This window comes from Lactobacillus gallinarum, from assembly GCF_002160635.1.
GTDB classification, from domain to species: Bacteria; Bacillota; Bacilli; order Lactobacillales; family Lactobacillaceae; genus Lactobacillus; species Lactobacillus gallinarum.
The window spans coordinates 1-18629 of the sequence record NZ_NFKZ01000036.1; the positions used below are offsets into that span (position 1 = coordinate 1).

The 18629-nt window shown below is 36.8% G+C and carries 23 protein-coding genes; 15 read left to right on the forward strand and 8 right to left on the reverse strand.

The window, feature by feature from the left end; genetic code table 11:
• The first annotated feature begins 210 nt into the window (after positions 1–210).
• On the forward strand, positions 211–1011 hold the full coding sequence (locus B5E95_RS09060) for a CPBP family glutamic-type intramembrane protease (RefSeq protein ID WP_087236346.1): 801 nt from the start codon (positions 211–213) through the stop codon (positions 1009–1011).
• 55 nt (positions 1012–1066) lie between these two features.
• On the opposite strand, the gene B5E95_RS10795 is transcribed toward B5E95_RS09060, so the two are convergent.
• Positions 1067–1315, reverse strand: a complete 249-nt coding sequence (locus B5E95_RS10795) for a hypothetical protein (protein ID WP_087236348.1) — start codon at positions 1313–1315, stop codon at positions 1067–1069.
• Between the two features lie 72 nt (positions 1316–1387).
• Between B5E95_RS10795 and B5E95_RS09070 the strand changes: the two genes are divergently transcribed.
• On the forward strand, positions 1388–2584 hold the full coding sequence (locus B5E95_RS09070; protein WP_087236349.1) for an ATP-binding protein: 1197 nt from the start codon (positions 1388–1390) through the stop codon (positions 2582–2584).
• A gap of 53 nt (positions 2585–2637) precedes the next feature.
• Here the strand turns inward: B5E95_RS09070 and pepF are convergent, their stop codons facing one another.
• A complete protein-coding gene (pepF, locus tag B5E95_RS09075) occupies positions 2638–4434 on the reverse strand; it encodes an oligoendopeptidase F (protein WP_087236351.1) in 1797 nt (598 codons plus the stop codon).
• A 161-nt stretch (positions 4435–4595) separates the two neighbouring features.
• Here pepF and B5E95_RS09080 point away from each other — a divergent pair, with 161 nt between their 5' ends.
• From B5E95_RS09080 to B5E95_RS09095, 4 genes are all read left to right on the forward strand, one after another.
• Positions 4596–5840, forward strand: coding sequence for an LCP family glycopolymer transferase (locus tag B5E95_RS09080; protein ID WP_087176227.1), 1245 nt, complete (start codon positions 4596–4598; stop codon positions 5838–5840).
• Positions 5841–5948: 108 nt separating this feature from the next.
• Positions 5949–6200, forward strand: coding sequence for a type II toxin-antitoxin system Phd/YefM family antitoxin (locus B5E95_RS09085; RefSeq protein ID WP_087176228.1), 252 nt, complete (start codon positions 5949–5951; stop codon positions 6198–6200).
• A complete protein-coding gene (locus B5E95_RS09090) occupies positions 6200–6460 on the forward strand; it encodes a Txe/YoeB family addiction module toxin (RefSeq protein ID WP_087236353.1) in 261 nt (86 codons plus the stop codon). Before B5E95_RS09085 ends, B5E95_RS09090 begins: the two co-directional genes overlap by 1 nt.
• Before the next feature lie 67 nt (positions 6461–6527).
• Positions 6528–7217 (forward strand): DUF554 domain-containing protein, encoded by a 690-nt coding sequence (locus B5E95_RS09095; protein ID WP_087236355.1) that lies wholly within the window; start codon positions 6528–6530, stop codon positions 7215–7217.
• On the opposite strand, the gene B5E95_RS09100 is transcribed toward B5E95_RS09095, so the two are convergent.
• Positions 7214–7771: a GNAT family N-acetyltransferase gene (locus B5E95_RS09100; protein ID WP_087236357.1), complete on the reverse strand. Its 558-nt coding sequence runs from the start codon at positions 7769–7771 to the stop codon at positions 7214–7216. The two genes, B5E95_RS09095 and B5E95_RS09100, sit on opposite strands and share 4 nt — an antisense overlap.
• A gap of 133 nt (positions 7772–7904) precedes the next feature.
• Between B5E95_RS09100 and B5E95_RS09105 the strand changes: the two genes are divergently transcribed.
• From B5E95_RS09105 to B5E95_RS09120, 4 genes are read left to right on the forward strand one after another with little or no spacing between them, the layout of a single operon-like run.
• Positions 7905–8282, forward strand: a complete 378-nt coding sequence (locus B5E95_RS09105; protein WP_087176232.1) for a hypothetical protein — start codon at positions 7905–7907, stop codon at positions 8280–8282.
• Between the two features lie 8 nt (positions 8283–8290).
• Positions 8291–9832 carry an ABC-F family ATP-binding cassette domain-containing protein gene (locus B5E95_RS09110; RefSeq protein WP_087236359.1) on the forward strand — a complete coding sequence of 514 codons (1542 nt, stop codon included), beginning with the start codon at positions 8291–8293 and terminating at the stop codon, positions 9830–9832.
• A 10-nt stretch (positions 9833–9842) separates the two neighbouring features.
• Positions 9843–10613, forward strand: coding sequence for a threonine/serine exporter family protein (locus B5E95_RS09115; RefSeq protein WP_087176234.1), 771 nt, complete (start codon positions 9843–9845; stop codon positions 10611–10613).
• 2 nt (positions 10614–10615) lie between these two features.
• Positions 10616–11101, forward strand: coding sequence for a threonine/serine exporter family protein (locus B5E95_RS09120; RefSeq protein WP_087236361.1), 486 nt, complete (start codon positions 10616–10618; stop codon positions 11099–11101).
• Positions 11102–11306: 205 nt separating this feature from the next.
• Here B5E95_RS09120 and B5E95_RS09125 read toward each other — a convergent pair whose 3' ends face one another.
• Positions 11307–12020: a C39 family peptidase gene (locus tag B5E95_RS09125; RefSeq protein WP_162606886.1), complete on the reverse strand. Its 714-nt coding sequence runs from the start codon at positions 12018–12020 to the stop codon at positions 11307–11309.
• A gap of 104 nt (positions 12021–12124) precedes the next feature.
• Here B5E95_RS09125 and B5E95_RS09130 point away from each other — a divergent pair, with 104 nt between their 5' ends.
• Positions 12125–12661 carry a hypothetical protein gene (locus B5E95_RS09130; protein WP_025006492.1) on the forward strand — a complete coding sequence of 179 codons (537 nt, stop codon included), beginning with the start codon at positions 12125–12127 and terminating at the stop codon, positions 12659–12661.
• 270 nt (positions 12662–12931) lie between these two features.
• Positions 12932–13288, forward strand: a complete 357-nt coding sequence (locus B5E95_RS09135) for a hypothetical protein (protein ID WP_087236365.1) — start codon at positions 12932–12934, stop codon at positions 13286–13288.
• A gap of 165 nt (positions 13289–13453) precedes the next feature.
• Here the strand turns inward: B5E95_RS09135 and B5E95_RS09140 are convergent, their stop codons facing one another.
• Both B5E95_RS09140 and nrdI read right to left on the reverse strand, forming a co-directional pair.
• On the reverse strand, positions 13454–14389 hold the full coding sequence (locus B5E95_RS09140; RefSeq protein WP_087236367.1) for a ribonucleotide-diphosphate reductase subunit beta: 936 nt from the start codon (positions 14387–14389) through the stop codon (positions 13454–13456).
• A gap of 2 nt (positions 14390–14391) precedes the next feature.
• The gene (gene nrdI, locus B5E95_RS09145) at positions 14392–14838 is read right to left on the reverse strand and encodes a class Ib ribonucleoside-diphosphate reductase assembly flavoprotein NrdI (RefSeq protein WP_087236373.1); all 447 of its coding nucleotides are present in this window, start codon (positions 14836–14838) and stop codon (positions 14392–14394) included.
• 125 nt (positions 14839–14963) lie between these two features.
• Between nrdI and B5E95_RS09150 the strand changes: the two genes are divergently transcribed.
• Positions 14964–15587, forward strand: coding sequence for an LVIS_2131 family protein (locus B5E95_RS09150; protein ID WP_087236369.1), 624 nt, complete (start codon positions 14964–14966; stop codon positions 15585–15587).
• A gap of 40 nt (positions 15588–15627) precedes the next feature.
• Here the strand turns inward: B5E95_RS09150 and B5E95_RS09155 are convergent, their stop codons facing one another.
• Positions 15628–17154 (reverse strand): O-antigen ligase family protein, encoded by a 1527-nt coding sequence (locus B5E95_RS09155; protein WP_087236371.1) that lies wholly within the window; start codon positions 17152–17154, stop codon positions 15628–15630.
• Between the two features lie 91 nt (positions 17155–17245).
• On the reverse strand, positions 17246–17545 hold the full coding sequence (locus B5E95_RS09160; protein WP_087176915.1) for a DUF2187 family protein: 300 nt from the start codon (positions 17543–17545) through the stop codon (positions 17246–17248).
• Positions 17546–17639: 94 nt separating this feature from the next.
• Between B5E95_RS09160 and B5E95_RS09165 the strand changes: the two genes are divergently transcribed.
• The gene (locus B5E95_RS09165) at positions 17640–18185 is read left to right on the forward strand and encodes a guanylate kinase (RefSeq protein WP_087176914.1); all 546 of its coding nucleotides are present in this window, start codon (positions 17640–17642) and stop codon (positions 18183–18185) included.
• Positions 18186–18370: 185 nt separating this feature from the next.
• Positions 18371–18629 (forward strand): helix-turn-helix domain-containing protein (locus B5E95_RS09170; protein WP_162606887.1); only part of this gene is annotated, 259 nt, incomplete at its 3' end.

The window sequence follows — 18629 nt, forward strand, 5'->3', positions numbered from 1 at the left end:
CAATGAGCTACAATGACCGTTATTTCAATCGAATTCATAAAGGCTTTGGTCAGGTTCAGGACACCTTAGAATCCTACTTTGATTAAATAAATAATTAAAAAATCAATTTACGAGAAAGATCTATTTACACAAAAGATTTGATAGTTTCGATTCTTTTTTGATACAATGATTTGGATTTAATTGGAGAAAGAAAAACAAAAAAAGGAAGATATGAAAAACGACAACTATTTAGCCTTGGCCGATCAAATTGATTTTAATGATCAAAAGCAGACTAAAACTGCTTTAGTTAAAATGATCTGGCTCGAAATTATTTTGCAAATCTGCTATCAAGCTTATCCATTTGTGATCAAATATCTTATTGGAAATAGGGTACTGAAGGATGTATTTGTAGCTATTTACTTAATTGTTTTTACAATGGCTGCATTGCATTTTGGACTCACAACTAAGGTATTTGATAAACGAGTAAAAACACATAGGGCTGTTAAAGTTCTGACAGCTGTTTACTTTGTACTTCTGGGATTAATGGTAGTAATGAATATCTTCACCGATAGCATGGTTTTCAAATTACCAGGACATAAAATTGTATCTATTGCATTGATTGCCTTATCTGCTGCAATTTGTGAAGAATTCTTGTTTAGAGGCATTTTGTTCAACATTTTTGCAGTGGCTTTGCGTAAGAATAAATACAACATTTTTTGGACATCAGTAATTTGTTCAGTGCTATTTGGATTGTGTCATTTGATTAATTTATTCCATCAGCCACTCGTTTCCACAATTGGACAAATAATTTTGGCAATGGCACTTGGCTTTATACTCAGCTATTTGCGTATTCTTTCAAATGGAATAATATTCGGTATAATTGTGCACTTCTTGCAGGATTGTTCTCCTCAGGTGGCAAGCTCAAATACGGGAAATTCAAACATTGCTTTTGTTTCAGCAGTGTATATTCCAGTAAGTATTTTTATGATGATTTGTATTTATCTGTTTAATCGTCAATTGAATAAAAAATAAATAAAAGGCTCTTTGTTAATGCTGTAGGCATTTTCAAAGAGTCTTTTTAGTAATCTTATTTTAACCATTTCTCTATTTTTTGAGGTGTATCTAATTTTTCTACGGGTATATTTGATATTAATTTTAGTAACTTTACTTCATCTTTTGCACGTTGAATAGATTCTTTTGAAAAATCAGACATTAGGATCACTCCTTTTTTGTATTTTATAGAAGATATTATTACTAATTTTACCATTTTGCCTTTTGTAAAAGATATTTTAGTGATTTTTGTAATGAAATCTTTTATAAAAGATTTCATTGTCATTTTTATGATAATATCTTTTATAGAAGATATTAGACGAAATTTACGAAAATATTTTTTATGGAAGATATTACTATGATAATAAAACGTGATAAATATATGAAGTTCCTGAATGAATTCAAGGATAATGATGCAATTAAGGTCATTACGGGAATTCGTCGATCGGGAAAAACATTTTTAATGAATATGTTCATTGATCAGCTTAAAGATGAAGGCATACATGATGATCAAATAATTCATATTAATTTTGAAGATTTGGCCTTCAACGATATAAGAAATGAGATGGATCTATATAAGTATGTGCATGATCATGAAAATAAAGAAAAAAAGAATTACCTCTTCTTTGATGAAATTCAAAATGTACAGAACTGGGAAAAGGCAATCAATAGTTTTCGAGTAGACATGGATGCTGACATTTATATTACTGGATCCAATTCTTACTTGTTATCTGGTGAAATGGCAACATTACTGTCTGGTAGATATGTTGAACTAAAGGTTTATCCATTATCATTTAAAGAATATTACGATTATAAAAAGGGCACACCGCAAACCGCATATAAATTGTTTACTGATTATATTGTTGATGGAGGATTCCCAGCAGTTGATATTGCTCCGAATGAGGACCTAAAGACGGCACTTAAACGAGGAATTTTTGACTCTGTTGTTTTACGTGATATAGCTCTTCGCTCGAATACTCGAGATGACAAGGCAATTGTTGCAATTATTGAATATTTAATGGGTGAGATCGGTAGTCCGATTTCCGCAACTAATATTTCTAACACCTTAAGAAGCAATGGATTTAAAACAACGACTTCAACTGTTATTTCTTATTTGAATTTGTTGCAACAATCATATCTTTTCTATGAGGCTAAAAAGTATAGCATTCGTGGTAAAAAATTACTGTCTACTTTAGGCAAATATTATGTTGCAGATACAGGTTTGAGAAACACTAGGCTTAATAAAAATTATCGTGATAATTTAGGTCATCAGATTGAGAACATTGTCTTTATTGAACTTCTTCGCAGAGGCTACAATGTTGACGTAGGCGATTATTCTGGTAAGGAGATCGATTTTGTTGCCCGCAAAGGTAATGAAATTAAGTATTATCAGGTAACAGGACATTTACCAGAAGGGAGTACGCGTGAAACTGATAATTTACGCTATATTCCTGATGGATATCAAAAGACAGTATTATCATTGTCACAGTTTGATGAAGGAACGGTTGATGGTATAGCTGTAAAATATTTGATCGATTGGTTATTAGAAGAATAAATAAAAAGATGATAGTTTCACGTGAAACATATCATCTTTTTTACTATTAATATTTACTTTTCAATCAAGCTTTCAAATTCGTTTAAACGCTTTTCAAAAGTCTTGAAAGCATCTTCCAAATAATCAGGCTTGGTCATGTCAACGCCGGCACGCTTCATAATCTCAGTAGGATAGTCGCTAGAACCTGACTTAAGGTAGCCCAGGTATGCATCCCTGTCAGCCTGACCACCGTGCACAACCTTATTAGCCAAAGCTGTCGCAGCCGCAAAACCAGTCGCATATTGGTAAACGTAGAAGTTGTAGTAGAAGTGTGGAATCCGTGACCATTCAAGTGCAATGTCGCCGCCTGGTTCAACGCTGTCACCGTAGTAGTGTTGGTTAAGTTGACCATACACATCATCTAAAATATCAGCAGTCAATGGTTCGCCCTTAGCATCTGCTTCATGGATAAATTGTTCAAATACCGCAAATTGAGTTTGACGGAACAAAGTACCCTTGAATGAATCAAGGTAGTAATTCAAGATGAATGCGCGTGTCTTAGGATCAGTAATATGGTCCAGGAAATACTCGGTCAAAATATTTTCGTTAGTAGTTGAAGCAATTTCAGCTACGAAGATTGGGTAATCACCATAGATGTAAGGTTGACTATAGCGGGTGTACCAAGAGTGAACTGAGTGTCCAGTTTCGTGAACTAAGGTATAAAGTGAATCGATATTGTCTTCCCAGTTCAAAAGCTCATATGGATCGGTGTCATAAGCACCACCAGAGTAAGCACCAGTAACTTTACCCTTAGATTCAACAGGATCAATCACGCGGTTGTTAAAAATATAGTCAACATGCTTCAAGTAGTCTTCACCAAGTGGCTTCAAGGCTTCTTTAGCAACCTTTTTTGCCTCTTCAAAGTTATAAGACAAAGCAGGCTTACCAGTTAGCGGCACGTACATGTCCCACATTTGTAAGTCTTTAAGACCTAAAATCTTTTTACGTAATGCGACATAACGGTGGAGCAAATCAAGGTGTGAATCAACCTCTTTGATTAATGTGTCGTAGACTTCAACAGGCACGCCGTTATCAGCTAATGCGGCTTCTCGAGCTGAGTCATACTTGTGCATACGAGCGTTGTAGTTATGCTTTTTCACAACACCAGATAGAGTAGATGCAAGTGAGTTCTGGAATTGACCATAGCTTGCATAAAGCGTATCGAAGGCGCCTTTGCGCACGTCACGGTTTTGGGACTGAATCAATAATGAATAAAGACCATCGGATAATTGTTCCATGTTGCCGTCTTCGTCTTGCACGTAGCCATATTCCATGTCAGAGTTGGTTAAAACGTTAAAGGTGTTCTCGGACACGCTCATGGCATCCCCGGCATCAGCGATAATTTTTTCTTCTTCTGCTGGCAAGGTATGAGGGCGCTTATTAGTAATCATTTCCAAATAGTGGGCATAATCAGCTAATCTTGGTTCATCCTTCTTAAATTGTTCAAACTTTGCGGCAGGGATGCTTAAAATCTCAGGATTAATAAAGCTGGTTGCTGCTTCAAATTGATTGGACAAGCTTTGCACGCGACTAACATAGCCCAAATAATGTGAGTTAGAAGTATCAACGTCGCTAGACATAGTGGCATAAACGTAAATATTTTCCACATCACGCTTAACTGCTAAAATCTTGGTTAAGCCTTCATATAAGTCTTTGCCTGATTTAGCCAAACTGCCCTTTAATTCACTTAGCTTAGCTACTTCGTCTTTTGCCTTGTCGTAGGCATTTTCCCAGTCCTGGTCTGTTTTAAAGATTCGGGTTAAATCCCACTTCATATTTTCTGGGACTTCGCTTCTTGTTGGAATCGCCATAAATTTTCCTCCATTAATTACATTTTGTATACATCATAATTCGATGTACAATGAAACACAAAAAATAAGTTATTATTAATTATAAGTAATTTTATTTTATCTAGCGATTAAAAGTGATACAAATTAACATGTATTAATTTTGAAGGGAAAAGATACAAAGAATGGACCAAAATCCAAAACGAAGAGAAGAATACCGAGCAAGACATTCCTCACTTAATCTCCACCGCAATCGTGCTTTTGCTGCAGACAGTTCTGCATTAAAAAGTGGTAATATGTTTGCACGCTTTATTGGCGTAGTCGCATTAGTGGTTGTTTGCTTTGGAGTAGCATGGGCTGCGCACATGTATTTCGCCATTCATAGTGCAGTTGATGGTAAGGGGGATAGCAATGTACCGGCTTCAGCTAAGATTGCTAATAGACAACCTATTTCTATCCTAGTGTTAGGTGTGGATCAAGGTATTGAAGGACGACATGATCGTGGTAATTCAGATACCATGATTTTAGCTACAGCTAATCCGCAAAAAAATACTGCAACGATGACCTCAATTCCGCGTGATACCTTAGCTGATATTAAGGGAGATCCGGGAGACGAATATTTCATGTTCAGGGTAAACTCTGCCTATGAAATTGGTGGTAGTCAATCTAGCATGAAGACTGTTTCAAGCATGTTAAATGTACCAATTGATTATTATCTAGAAGTGAATATGAAGGCATTGCGCAGCTTAGTTAATGCAGTAGGTGGCGTAGACGTTAATGTGCCGTTTGACTTTTCATATGATTGGTGTGATTTCCATAAAGGGAAGCAACACTTGAATGGTCGTCACGCTGTGGCTTATGTCCGTATGAGAAAAGAAGACCCACGTGGGGACTATGGTCGTCAACTTCGTCAACGCCAAGTAATTGAGGCGATTATGCATAAGGCCATGTCTGTTAATACGCTGAGCAATTATCGTAAGTTAATTGATATTTTTAACAAGTACGTGAAAACTAATTTGACCTTTAACGATATGCTTAGTCTTACTTTGAATTATCGTGGTTGTGCTAAGAATTTGAAGAGTGGCTACATTCAAGGTCATGATGCCTGGATTGATGGTTCTTCAATTCAAGTTGCTTCAACTGAAGAATTGCAGAAGGTTTCTAATAGAATTCGGAAGAATTTAGGTTTAAAAACTGAAACATTAGATAATGAAGAGACACGACAAAACGAATTGAATGACCAAAATAGTCATATCAAGTGGGACGATCCGCAAGCATTTACTAATTATCGAATCTATGATCAAAAATCAGATAAGCCTGCTGGTGGTTCTAATTCTGGTTATGGTAAGAATCCAAATGCTTCATCATCGTCAAATAGCAGCAGTTCTAGTTCATCATCAAGTAGTGGTGGCTGGAAGTTTCAATGGTAAAAATTAACAGCATCCCGGTGTGGGATGCTGTTTTTGTAGGTGAAATATATTTTCTATGCTATAATACTTGTACAAAAAATTGTCAAAACTATGCGAAGGAGGATTATTATGCAAGCAGAGGCTTATTCAAACGTTAGAAATAATTTGAAGTCCTTTATGAAAAAAGTAAATGATGATGCAGATGCAATTATTATTACGTCTCGTAATGGTGAAGATAATTCTGTTTTAATGAGTCAAGATGAATACGATAATCTGATTGAAAATGCATATTTGCGTAGTTCTAAAGCCAATGTAGATCATATTATGAAATCGTGGGCTGAATTGAAAGCCGGCAAGGGAAAGGAACATAGCTGGGAGTAATGAAAGTTATTTGGTCCGATGAATCATGGAAAGATTTTGAGTATTGGCTTGATAATAATCAAAAAATTGTTAAACGTATTCGTAAGTTAATTCAAAATACTAGACGAACACCATTTGAAGGGATAGGTAAGCCAGAACCGCTTAAGGGAGATATGGCGGGATTATGGTCTCGACGGATTATTAATGAACATCGATTTGTATATTTTGTAAATGAAGATGGATTGAACATAGTATCTGTTCGCTTTCACTATTCCGATTAAAATTAACAGCATCCCGATCTGGGATGCTGTTTTTTGCTGATGTAAAATAAACTGAGAGGTGAGAAAGATGATTGGGACAATCGTGAACACATTAGCGTTATTAGTAGGAACGTCCATTGGCTGTTTAGTAAAAAAGGGGATTAACAAGCGTTACGAAGACGTTTTATTTATTGCAATGGGCTTAGCTGCTCTAGGCATTGGCTGGGAAAACGTGACCAACAACATGCCGAAGAGCCAGTATCCCGTTTTATTCATTGTCAGCCTAGCTTTAGGCGGCGTATGTGGAACCGCTCTTGATATTTCTGGACATTTTGATCGCTTAGTTGCTAAAACTGGCAAATCCAATTTAGGCAAGGGTCTCGCAACTGAAATTTTGCTTTGCTGTATTGGGGCACTTTCCATTGTTGGTCCCGTTATTGCAGCTGTAAAGGGCGATAACACCATGCTGTTCACTAATGCTACGTTGGACTTTGTAACGTCGATGGTCTTTGGTGCAAGCTTCGGCTGGGGGATGCTGGTTGTTGCTCCAGTTCTATTTTGCTGGCAAGGCAGTATTTATCTCGTCGCCAAGTTTTTATCAGCCAGCTTTTTTACCGGTCCACTTGTAACAGAAATTTCCATTGTTGGTGGCTTCTTAATTGCCTGTTCAGGTCTAGCTTTATTAAAAATTCGTGATGTAAAGACATTGAATTTTTTGCCTGCACTGCTAGTACCAGTTATCTTTTTTATTATTAAAGATGTAACGGGCCTATTTTAATTTGAATTAATTTTTCTGAAAATTTTGCCAGCCATACTATGGTTATGAATCAAGTTATCTTTAATTCCCATTAGTTTAAAATCTGCATTTTGCGCAACGCGGGCGCTTTTACCATTTTCAACTGCAACAATTAAGTCAACGTATTTAAGATTTAACTCACTGAAGGCATATTTGCACACTTCACGTACGCTTTTAGTCATAATGCCTCGACCTTGATATTTGCTAGACAGCCAATAGCCGATTTCGCCTTTTTGGCTGGTAATTAAATTATGCAAATCAATCATGCCGCAAGGTTCGCCGTTAACGAGAATGGTCAATACAATCATGCACTCTTTAACCATGTCAGCTTGAATGGTTTTGATAAATTTAGCTTCATCAGCTGAAGATTTCATATTGTAGGCCCAGGGCAGCCACTTACCTAGGCTTTCTCGATCATGGGCGATTGCATGATAAAGATCAATTGCTTGCCAAGTTTGCGGCAATACTAAGTGAATATCTAAATCATCGATTTGGAAGTGGATTAATGAAAAATAGTAGTGGATATTTTTATTCATTTTATCGTTTCTTTCTAAATACAAATTGAGTTATTGCAAGTATACTTAATTCATAATTAAAAGTCATTGCAAAGTTAGCTAAATTTTGCTAAGTTCGTAAAAGTTACTGCTTTTGTGTTGAAGGGAGAAAATTATGCAAAAAGAAGAATCAATATTTCCAGTCATTTATGGCATAATTTCCGCAATAATTGCTTTTATTGCCGTATTTTTTATTTGCTTGCACACGTTTAGATTAAATCTGCAATTAGCGATTATACTGGCAGGTATTTTTGCAATTTTCTTTTTTGGCTTGTCTTATTTTAGAGGGCATGCTTCAGTTGAAATTAAGCGCATCGTTTATAAATATAAGTTAACAGATCAAGAAGTGGCTAATATTACGGGGATGAAACCGAGCGATTTTCCAATTTATCACGATCGCTTGCAGTTGATTTTGCCTAAACGCTACTGGCCACGTGTACTTGATGCGCTGCAAAAGTATGAAAAAGAACAAGAATCTACAAATAATAGTTAGAGGGAAAAATGAGTTTATTAACTGTTAAAGACTTAAGTCAAAGCTTTATTGATAAGACTTTGTACGAAGATGCCAACTTTGTATTGAATAAGGAAGATCACATGGGGGTTACCGGTCAAAATGGGGTAGGTAAATCTACGCTAATTAAGATTTTGACAGGTGAGATTATTCCAGATGACGGTCAAGTTAAATGGCAAAATAAGATCGATGTAGGATATTTGGACCAGTACGCTAAGCTTGCACCAGGGGTAACCATTCGCGGCTTTTTGCGGACTGCTTTTGATGAGCTGTTTAAAAAAGAACAAGAATTAAATGAGTTATATACCAAGTATGCTGAAAATAGTGATAATCAATTGCTAGAAAAAGCAGGTAAGATTCAGACCTACCTAGAAGAGAACAATTTTTATGATATTGATACCGAAATTGAACAAGTTGCGGCTGGGTTGGGTTTAGCGGACCTCGGCTATGACCACGATGTTTCCAAATTATCAGGTGGTCAACGTTCCAAAATTATTTTGGCTAAGCTTCTTTTGCAAAGCCCTGATGTTTTGGTGCTAGACGAACCAACCAACTACCTGGACGTATCACATATTGATTGGCTAGTTGATTATCTGAACAACTTCTCTGGCGCCTTTATCGTAGTTAGTCACGACTATGATTTTTTAGGTAGAATTACCAATTGTATTATTGATATTGATTTTGGTACGATTACGCGTTATACCGGTACGTTGAAGCAAGCGCTGCGGCAAAAAGCGGCTAACCGTGAAACTTACCTTAAGGCATATGCTAACCAGCAACGCAAGATTGCTAAGACCGAAGCATATATCCGTAAGAACAAGGCTGGTACTCGTGCCAAGAGTGCGAAGTCACGTGAAAAGCAACTGGCAAGGATGGATATTTTAACCCCACCTAAAAACAACCGTCGGGCTAAATTCGAATTTCCATACGTAGCTACGGCTTCTAACTTGCTTTTACAAACGCAAGATTTAGTAATTGGTTATGATCATGCGTTAGTTAAGTCTGCCTTTAATTTCTCCGTTGGTGGCAACGAAAAGGTCGCAATCACTGGTTTTAACGGAATTGGTAAGACTACCTTGCTTAAGACGTTATTAGGACAACTCAAGCCAAGTTATGGCTCGTATGAATTATCAGTAACGGCAAAATTAGCTTACTTCAAGCAGGATTTAGCTTGGCCAAATAATAATATGACGCCGCTACAATATTTGCAGGAAGAATTTGAACGCAAGAAGCCTAAGGAATTAAGGCAGGCACTTGCTCGTATGGGTTTGACTGCGCAACAAGCTATGAGTCCATTGAAAGAATTGTCTGGTGGGGAACAGGAAAAAGTAAAATTAGCTAAGATGCAATTTGAACCAGCTAACTTGCTTTTCCTTGATGAACCAACTAACCACTTGGACAACGATACGAAAGATGCCTTGAGAAAAGCCATCGTCAATTTCCCAGGTGGAGTAATTATTGTTAGTCACGAACGAGATTTCTTCCATGGCGATTGGGTAGATAAGACTATAGATATTGAAACAATGAATTGAGGATAAAACTATGTCCGATAAGCACGATACTAAATTTTATCAGGAAATATTGGATATTTGTTTAACCGCTGGACGCTTAATGATTGAAGGCGGTAGTGAAATGTATCGGGTTGAAGACACGATGCTTAGAATTGCTCGGAACGCGGGTGCAGAAGATCCGCGTGTTTTTGCTACTCCTACTTGTGTATTTATGAGCTTAAATGGGGGTAACTTATCTCAAATGAAGCAAGTGCGAGATCGTAATATTAATCTGGAGTTAGTGGATCGTGTTAATGCATTATCGCGACAATTTGCGGGTAAGCAAATCGATTTACAACAATTGAAGGAAAAGATAGTCCAAGTAGCTAATGCTCCTTCTTTCCCTATGTGGTTGCAAGTAGTTGGTGCAGCAATTCTGAGTGCGACTTTGATGGTTCTGTTTATGGATAATTATGATTGGGTCGACTTTCCAGGAGCTGCTTTAGTGGGTGGTGTCGGTTTTTGGGCATATTGTGAATTTAAAAAGTACACTAAAGTTCGCTTTTTATCAGAATTAATTGCGGCGATGGTGATGGGACTTTTAGCAGTAGGCTTGAATTGGTTAGATTCACAGATGATCGTGGATAATATTTTGATTGGAGCGCTAATGACTTTGGTTCCAGGACTTGCCTTAACCAATGCATTGCGAGATCTATTTATGGGTGATTTGCTATCTGGAATTGTAAGAATGTGTGAAGCCGTCTTAACCGCACTTGCTTTAGGTGGTGGAGTCGGAATGATCTTGAAGTTCATGGGGGTATAACGATGCCTTTTTGGTTAGAGATAGTAATTAATGTTGCTTTTTCTTATATTGCTTCTGTAGGATTTGCGTTAACTATTAATGTCCCACATCGTGCGCTTAATTCATCTGGAATTAGTGGAGCAGTAGGCTGGATGGCTTATTGGTTTTGCTTTCGCTTAGGTATGGGCAGAATGGTTTCTAATCTGATTGGTGCATTTTTAATCGGAATTTTGGGATTATTTTTTGCTAGGAGAAAAAAATGTCCTGCAACGATCTTTAATATTCCTGCATTGGTACCGCTGGTGCCGGGGATGCCAGCTTATCAGGCCGTTCGTGCACTTGTAGCAGGCAATTATACACAAGGACAAGAGCTGATTTTGCGAGTGGCAATTGTTACTGCCGCAATTGGGTTAGGTTTCTTGTTATCTACGATGTGCATTGAAGCATTCTATAGAATAAAATATCGCCATTTTAAGAAGATAATGCTGTACATGAAACGTAAAAGATAGTACAATGCGTAGTTGACGAGTCGATTAATGAACGCGAGATGCGTATATTTATGAGATAGAGGACATCCGCCTTAAGTGGCAAGCACGGGAAGTGCTGATGGTGGACATACTGATGTGAACAGTTTAAATGTCCACATGTGCTTTTGCATGTGCCTTGAGTTGAAAAAGGACAAGCTTTCCATAAAGCTTGTCCTTTTTGTTTTGTTTAACTAATGTAAAGCGCTTGTCGACCTTGTTGGTCGTAACTCTGTTCTAATTTATGCCAGTTTACAGCTTGATTTTTAAATCCATAAGGATTGTTAAGGTAGACAACCTTCTTTTTCTTGTTGTAACCTGTAATTACACAAGCATGTGATGATGGTGTAACGTTCACCTTACCTGAGTTAGTTTCCCACGTTTGCATATTGTTGACGCGGCTAAAGGTTGTAGTAGTAATAATTAAAACGGGATGACCATCGGAAACTAGTTTTAATATTTTCAGGAAATTACTGCCGGAAGCATTAACGATGTGGTTGGTGTATTTACGTGCAACGTTATAAAGCGGACCATTATAAACGCACCAGCCGGCATTTGCTACAGTCATATGACCGACAAAGCCCTGATTAGGATTACCGCGATAACGGCCATTGTCGGTAAAAGAATCGACGTGTTGAATGTTCTGTGCTAGTTCATTTTTAGTAACTTTGATGCCATAATAGTTCATAAGCATGGATAAACTAGTTACCTCGCAGCCGTTAGGCAGGTCGGGGAGCTGATTTTCTAGAGGAACATTGAGCTTTTGTTTCTCTTTCATCATCATCCAATTAATCTCGTCATCAATTTGATTTTTGTTGGCAAGGTAAGTTAGACTAAGCACTAATATTAATCCAATTGGAATAATTAAAAATAAGTACTTTAAATTAATTTTTTTATTTTTCATGAGTACTATTCTAGCAAAATCTTATTATGAATTCTAAAAAGTGATGACAAAAAAATTTTTTGTAGTATGTTAGTGAGTAGAATTAACAAAAAGGAAAGTTTATTTTGAAGATTAATTTAGAAGATTTAAATAATAAAATTGAAAATCAAGATTACATTCAAGATCTTGAAACGGTAAAATATGGCGATATTAGCAAATCTAAGAGCAAGATCAAGCCTTATGCAGAGAAGATGATTAAGGAAGTCGCTGCTGCGTTCAAGCATGATTCATTAGTGCAAACTCAGCTGGCAGTGACAGGTCAGCGTCCGGTTACGTTTGCTTTAGAGACTAATATCATCAACTTGCCTTATAGCAATTATAAGAAGATTGTCAATTTTTTTGAGGAAGGGCAAGAATATCCGCTTAATGTTTATTTTGAAACGCGGTCTGATTATGTTAATGTTTCGCATTTTAGAATTGATCAATTGGCAACTGAAGAAGAAGTTGAAAAAGATGCTGATAAGGTGGTAGATCAACTAGTAGAAGCAATCATTGAAAAGCTGACAGTTGTGCGTGAATATGAAGCGCCAGAAAAGAAGACTGCTAAGAAGGAAACAAAGAAGAGCAAAACTGCTAAAAAAGAAATTAAAAAGAAAAAGTAGTTTTATAAGGTTTTTAGACTCGAATCTAAGTGATTCGGTTTTTTTTTGTAATGATAACAAAAATTTTTGTTTTTTATTTTTGCTCTTTTTCCAGTCAGAACTTGGAACAAATGTTATTATAGCAAGCTTTCGCGCTATCTATTTTATTTTTAAAAAAGTCTTATTTTGCCCTTGCATTATATAACGTATGTTATATAATAAAGATGTAAGGAATGAGGGAACGAAAAGTTCCAACAAGTTAAAGTGATTTAGAAAATAGAGGTGTTCATTATGTTAGACTCAAAGAAAATTGTTAAAGTTGTTTCAGTTGTAGTTGCTTCAATTAGTATGATGGGTGTCGGTGCTTCAGTTAGTGAAGCTGCTAGCTTCACTGCTCCAAAGTTAGGTATTTCAGAAGTTGCTCCTACTAACCCATTAATCAAAAAGGGTGACAAGATTTTCGTTGTTGTAAAAGACACCAAGAATCAAAAAGTTAACGTTTTAAACGCTAACGGTAAGAAGACTGCTAAGAAAGTTTCAATGGGTTCAACCTTCACTGCTAAAGCTGTTAAGAAAGCCAACGGCAAAAAGATCGTTAAGATTAACAAGAGTCAATGGTTGAACGCTAAGGACGTTGTTAAGGACTAATTCTTTCAGATCAAAACAATAAATAATTCTAAACATAATGAATGCATATTTATATAGATAGACTTTAGATCAATCATTTTGCATATTTGCAGGTGATTGATCTTTTTTTGCCAAAAGAAAAGACCGAATCAATTTGATTCGATCTTTAGTACATCAAGGTTAATATTATTTGATTTCTTTAAATTTATTAAGCGAATGGTCATTGGTGTAGAAGAAGAAGTCTTCAAATACTGCACTCTTAATTACACCTTTTTCGATTGTCGCGTTAATAGTATCAGCTGTATCAGGATACTTATCTGAAAAGCCTAAGTTAAGATAAGCTTTATTGACGCTGTAGTAGAAGTAATGTTTGGCATCTTCTTCCCAACCAGTGCCTTTATACATTAAATGAATGTGCTTTTCTTCGTTAGCTACTAACTCATCGTATAAGTTTTCGATCCATTCCTTTAATCTATCTTGTTCATTCTTGCCAAGCTTGCTATAGCCTAAGCGAAACTTATATCCAGGATAGATACCGCTGAATGAAGTACCACGTAAGGCTAACTTAACAATTTCAGCAGTTCTAACCATCTTGCCGTCACCGAACAAGTAGAGTGGGGCGAAGAAGCCAGAGTGATAAAGAGCAGTTTCCAAAATTACATCAGCTGCTTTTTTCTGCAAGGCATCTCCACTTTGATAGATTTTATTTAAAATATGGATCTTATTTTGCAAATAAGGATTATTGTTTGCCCAATTCAAAGTTTCTTCGACAGTCTTGTCATCAGATAACTCATGCAAAACATAACTGTAACCCTTATTGGCAATTGATTCCAAATATTGCAACGCGTTTAAAACGGCAGATTCTTCAGGCGTAATTGCGTCCGCCTTAATCTGTTCAATACCGTTACGCATTTGTAAGCCAGACGAGAAAGACAATGCTCCAAAAGCATGAAGCAAAGCTTCTTGAATTGGCTTATCTAATTTTATAAATTCTTTTTTATCTTCTCTAACCGGAACGTTGCGAGGTTCCCAAATAATATCGTTTAGTCTCGCCCAAGCGGATTTGTCGACACGATCCTCCATGTCGTTCCAGTTAATTGCTTCGTAATATTTCTCAGTCATACTCAATCTCTAAAATCACTCAAAAAGCTAATATTTCCACGTAATCCATTAGGTTTTTGGATTTTCTTGTTGCTTTCACCAGTAGAAAGATCATGAACAATCTTGCGAACGTTTTTGACATCTTCACTTGTGCCACTAAATTCCAATAAATAAAGAATCGGCACTTTTAGCGTAGCTGCGATCTTCTTCGCGGTTTGAGCAAAAAGGTCGTTGAAGTTACGATTACCACAACCGATAATTCCGATAATATTCTTTTTATTGTCTTTATACGTTAAAAAGTTAACGACTGAATCCATCATGAAATCCTGGTATGCAGGAACGATCAAAATGTACTTTTGACCCATATCAAATTTGGGTTTAGCATCGCTGATCTGATGGGCTTCTAATTGCGTTTTATCAATAAAACGTTTAGTTTGCCCAGTTATTGAATAAAATGCTATTGCTACCATATTTTTACCTAATAAATCTAATGTACTCAATGCCTATCTTCTCACCTAAATCCCAAGTATTCAATAGTTAAGCTATTCAAATTTTGAAAAAATTCCCCTATAATGTAGAGCAAGGAGGAATCGTCATGTTTAGCTGGAATATTATTGGTATCTTAATCTGGGTTGCCATCATACTGTATTTAGTATTTATTATCCAAAATATTCGTCGTAGACGAATTAAGATGATTATTAAACAGCATAAGCACTTTAGCTGGCCTAACTTTATCTTGAATATAGTTGAGGTGGTCATTTTATTTGTAGCAGCTGGCTGGATGTTTAATCAAACATTTATGGATAATCCAGATTTGGAAGATGCAAGTCGAATTACTTCAAGCGTTAAATATGAACCGCTGATAATGAAGACAGGGGTTGGCAATTCAAGCTATGTCACGATCGATTCAGCTAAGAAGAGATACGGTTCTCAGTCATATACTTTTTATAAGGCAGGAAGCAAAATCACGGCGTCTAGTGATTATGCATCGATTGCGTATGGTGATACGGCATTAGATGTTAATGCAGAAAAGATTCCATACGTTAAAAAGACGCTTAAGAAAATGGATAAGAAATATCAACGTGCTTATGTAGCCATTTATACGGCGACATATAAGAAGAATTGGCAAAACGGTATTGGAATGCACGCAGGGCATTTGGCAACGCGTTATTACTTGATCCGGGTGCCAGATCAAAGCTTCATCAAACAAGGAAAATAAGCAAAGAAAATCCCCATTCAAAGACGAATGAGGATTTTTTCTACGTAAAGTCAAGCGCAATAAGGTGTTTGGCTTTAATTTCAGCTAATAATCCACCTTCAACGAAGGCTAAGATGAAGCTGGCGGTTAAAAAGTCCATGACGTTGCCTGATGAAAATGCCGCAAACAGCATAAAAGCGATTGAAAGCAGCATGGAACTAATCAGGTAGGTGCGTTTTCTTCTATTCATTAGCCATTTAACAAAAGCGTACAGCATGATTGCTACGTACGGGCCAACAAATAGCAACATCCCGATCCAACCTAATGAATAGATCTGACTGGTGAAGTCTCGCTCTAGGTTAAAAATGTTGGTCTCACGGGTATATGAGATACCTAAGAACTTGTCCAACTTATTATTGTTAGTCTTAACTACTTGATCTAGCATAGCCCTTTCAACGTGACGGTTTTGCATCCGCGCAGTTCCCGGCTCGTTCATGATCTTAAGCCAAAATTCTGGATCATATTTGTAAGGGTAGCTCTTAGTGACAAACTTTTTGTTTAGGGCATAATCTTGATAATGCTCTTCGATAAATTCGATTAAAAATTGCTTCCGTTTTTCGCCGCTTGGATATTTTTTAAGACCAGCGGCTAATTCTTTCTTAGCAACAGTTAAGCTGTTATCAGATTGTTGCGCTAAAAACTTTTCATAATTGTAACGCTGGATTGCTGGACCGAAGGGGATAATCGCCATCGCACCAATTTCGATTATCAGCGCTACTAAAATTGCCTTGCCGTTCTTGATGACATCTTTGACAATGAACAAATGGAAAACGTAGAGCAAAATACCGATGATAATGCCACCAATTAAGCCGATTAGCGCGACTTTAGTTCCAAGTTCGATCATTGCGAGGGCCTGCACGACATTTAAAGTAACGGTTTTCCAATTAAAATGACTGAACATGAAGTAGAGCATCAGGGGCACTAGCATGAATAGTACGGCCGAGACCATGTTGGCAAAGTTGAAGAAGCCTTTAGAAGCCATGTGGGAATAGCCGATGTTAGGATTGAAGAACCATTCAAAAATATTGGCACTGATCGGGCCGGTTTCGTAACTTCTAAGTGAAATCACGAAAAGGTTGCTGATCACGATGGTGAATGAAAATAGTCCGCTGATTCCTTCAATTACATGTCTGAATTGATCGCGAGTGAAATTTAACGCGGTAGTAAAGAAAATCACCATCAGCGGCAAAAGCATTCTAATGAGATAGAAGATTTCACTGACAGTCGAATAGTTGTAATCATTTGTATTAATACTATTAAAATGTTTCACGTGTAACAAGTGTAGAGCCGAGTAAATTACTAGCAAGGCTAAATAAAACAGTAGCCATTTGTTTTTACCCAATTTTTGCCAATTCTGTTTTTGACTAAAGAACATGCAAAAGATAACAAAAACAGCCAAAATTCTAATGATTGTAGGCAAAGTAAACGGCAAGACGTCAGCCAATTTGCCATGATAAAACCAATAAAGGTCCAAAAACGGCTGAATAAGGATGAACCAGAATAAAACAGTTCGAGTTTTCTCTTTCATAAAAAATCTCCCTAAATAGATCGATATTGTATTAATTTTAGGCAAAAAAAGATCCTGCGTAAATATTACCCAGGATCTTTTTGAATTTTGTTTACTTTTTGCTGTCTTTGTTAGCCTTTTTAGTTTTAGCAATCTTTTCAACTTTAACTTCGTTAGTTGAAGCAGTCTTACTATTTTTAGCGGCACGAGCAGCCTTTAAGTTTTTGAAGTTGACCACAATCTTGTTGTTCAAGTCACTAATTGCAGTGGCATCAACTGGATCGTATGAAGTGATAGCTAAGAGAGCAGAATTTTCATAAATTTTTTCTACCTTACCTTGGAATGGCTTCTTAAGTTCTTCTTCTGACTTGGCACCAACGATTGCGCCAACTTTTACATCTGCTTTTTTCATGGAGTTATCTCCTCTCTTGATAAAAAATCTTGGTCTTTTGTAACATTGGAATGTTAATATAGATGAGCAACATTTTCAAGTGGGGGACTTTCTTTTGAAGAAAATAATTTTGATCGCGGGCCCGAGCGGCGCCGGAAAGACAACGATTTCTGATTATTTAAATGAAAAATATGGCATACCACGTGTTTTGACACACACGACGCGTCCAATGAGACCAGGGGAAAAGCAGAATGTCTCCTATCATTTTGAAACGGATGAAAGCTTCAAGACATTGCACTTTTTTGAGCACGTCAGATATGGCTCTTATCAATATGGGTCAAGTCGTGAAGCCTTAAACCTTGCTTGGAAAAAGAGCGATCTCGTTTCTTTAATTGTCGATATTAAAGGTGTTTATACTTATTTGAAACAATTAGGCAATAAAGTTTATTTTCTTTATGTCACAACTTCGACTAAAGAAGAATTAAAAGAGCGGCTTTTAAAGCGAGGAGATGATCCCGAAAAGATCAAAGAACGACTCAGCGGCAGTGAATTAAATCTGTTGCCGGAAGACTTGAAAGATTACGCACACATATTAGTTAATGATAATCTATCAGAAACCAAGAGTAAGCTAGATTCAATCACAGCAAGGCTTGAAAAGTGATTTGAAAGCCCTTAATTTTACAAGATTTTTTTAATGAAAAACGCCCGAAAATCCCCGTATTTTAATGCGGGGATGGATAGGGCCAAGCTGACCTAGCAGTCAGCTTTTTTTATTCTAAAAATAGAGACATACGTTCGACTTCCCTGTACAATATAAATATCTAATCTACAGAAGGAGGTGAAATCATGAAGAGAATGAGCAGCTTAGCCTATCATTTTGGCGTTAAGCTTCGCTTTTATCCTAGTTCTAAGCAAAAGAAAATCATTAAGTTGAACTATGATGCGCAACGCTTTGTCTACAACTCTTATGTAGGACGCAATCGAAACAATTATCATGCTAAGCACTACTTAGCTGTTAGACAATATCAAGCAATGCCTTTTGCCTTTTCTATTCTTAATAATTATGAGACTAAGCTGGCAGAAGAAGTAGTCGCCAATAACGAGT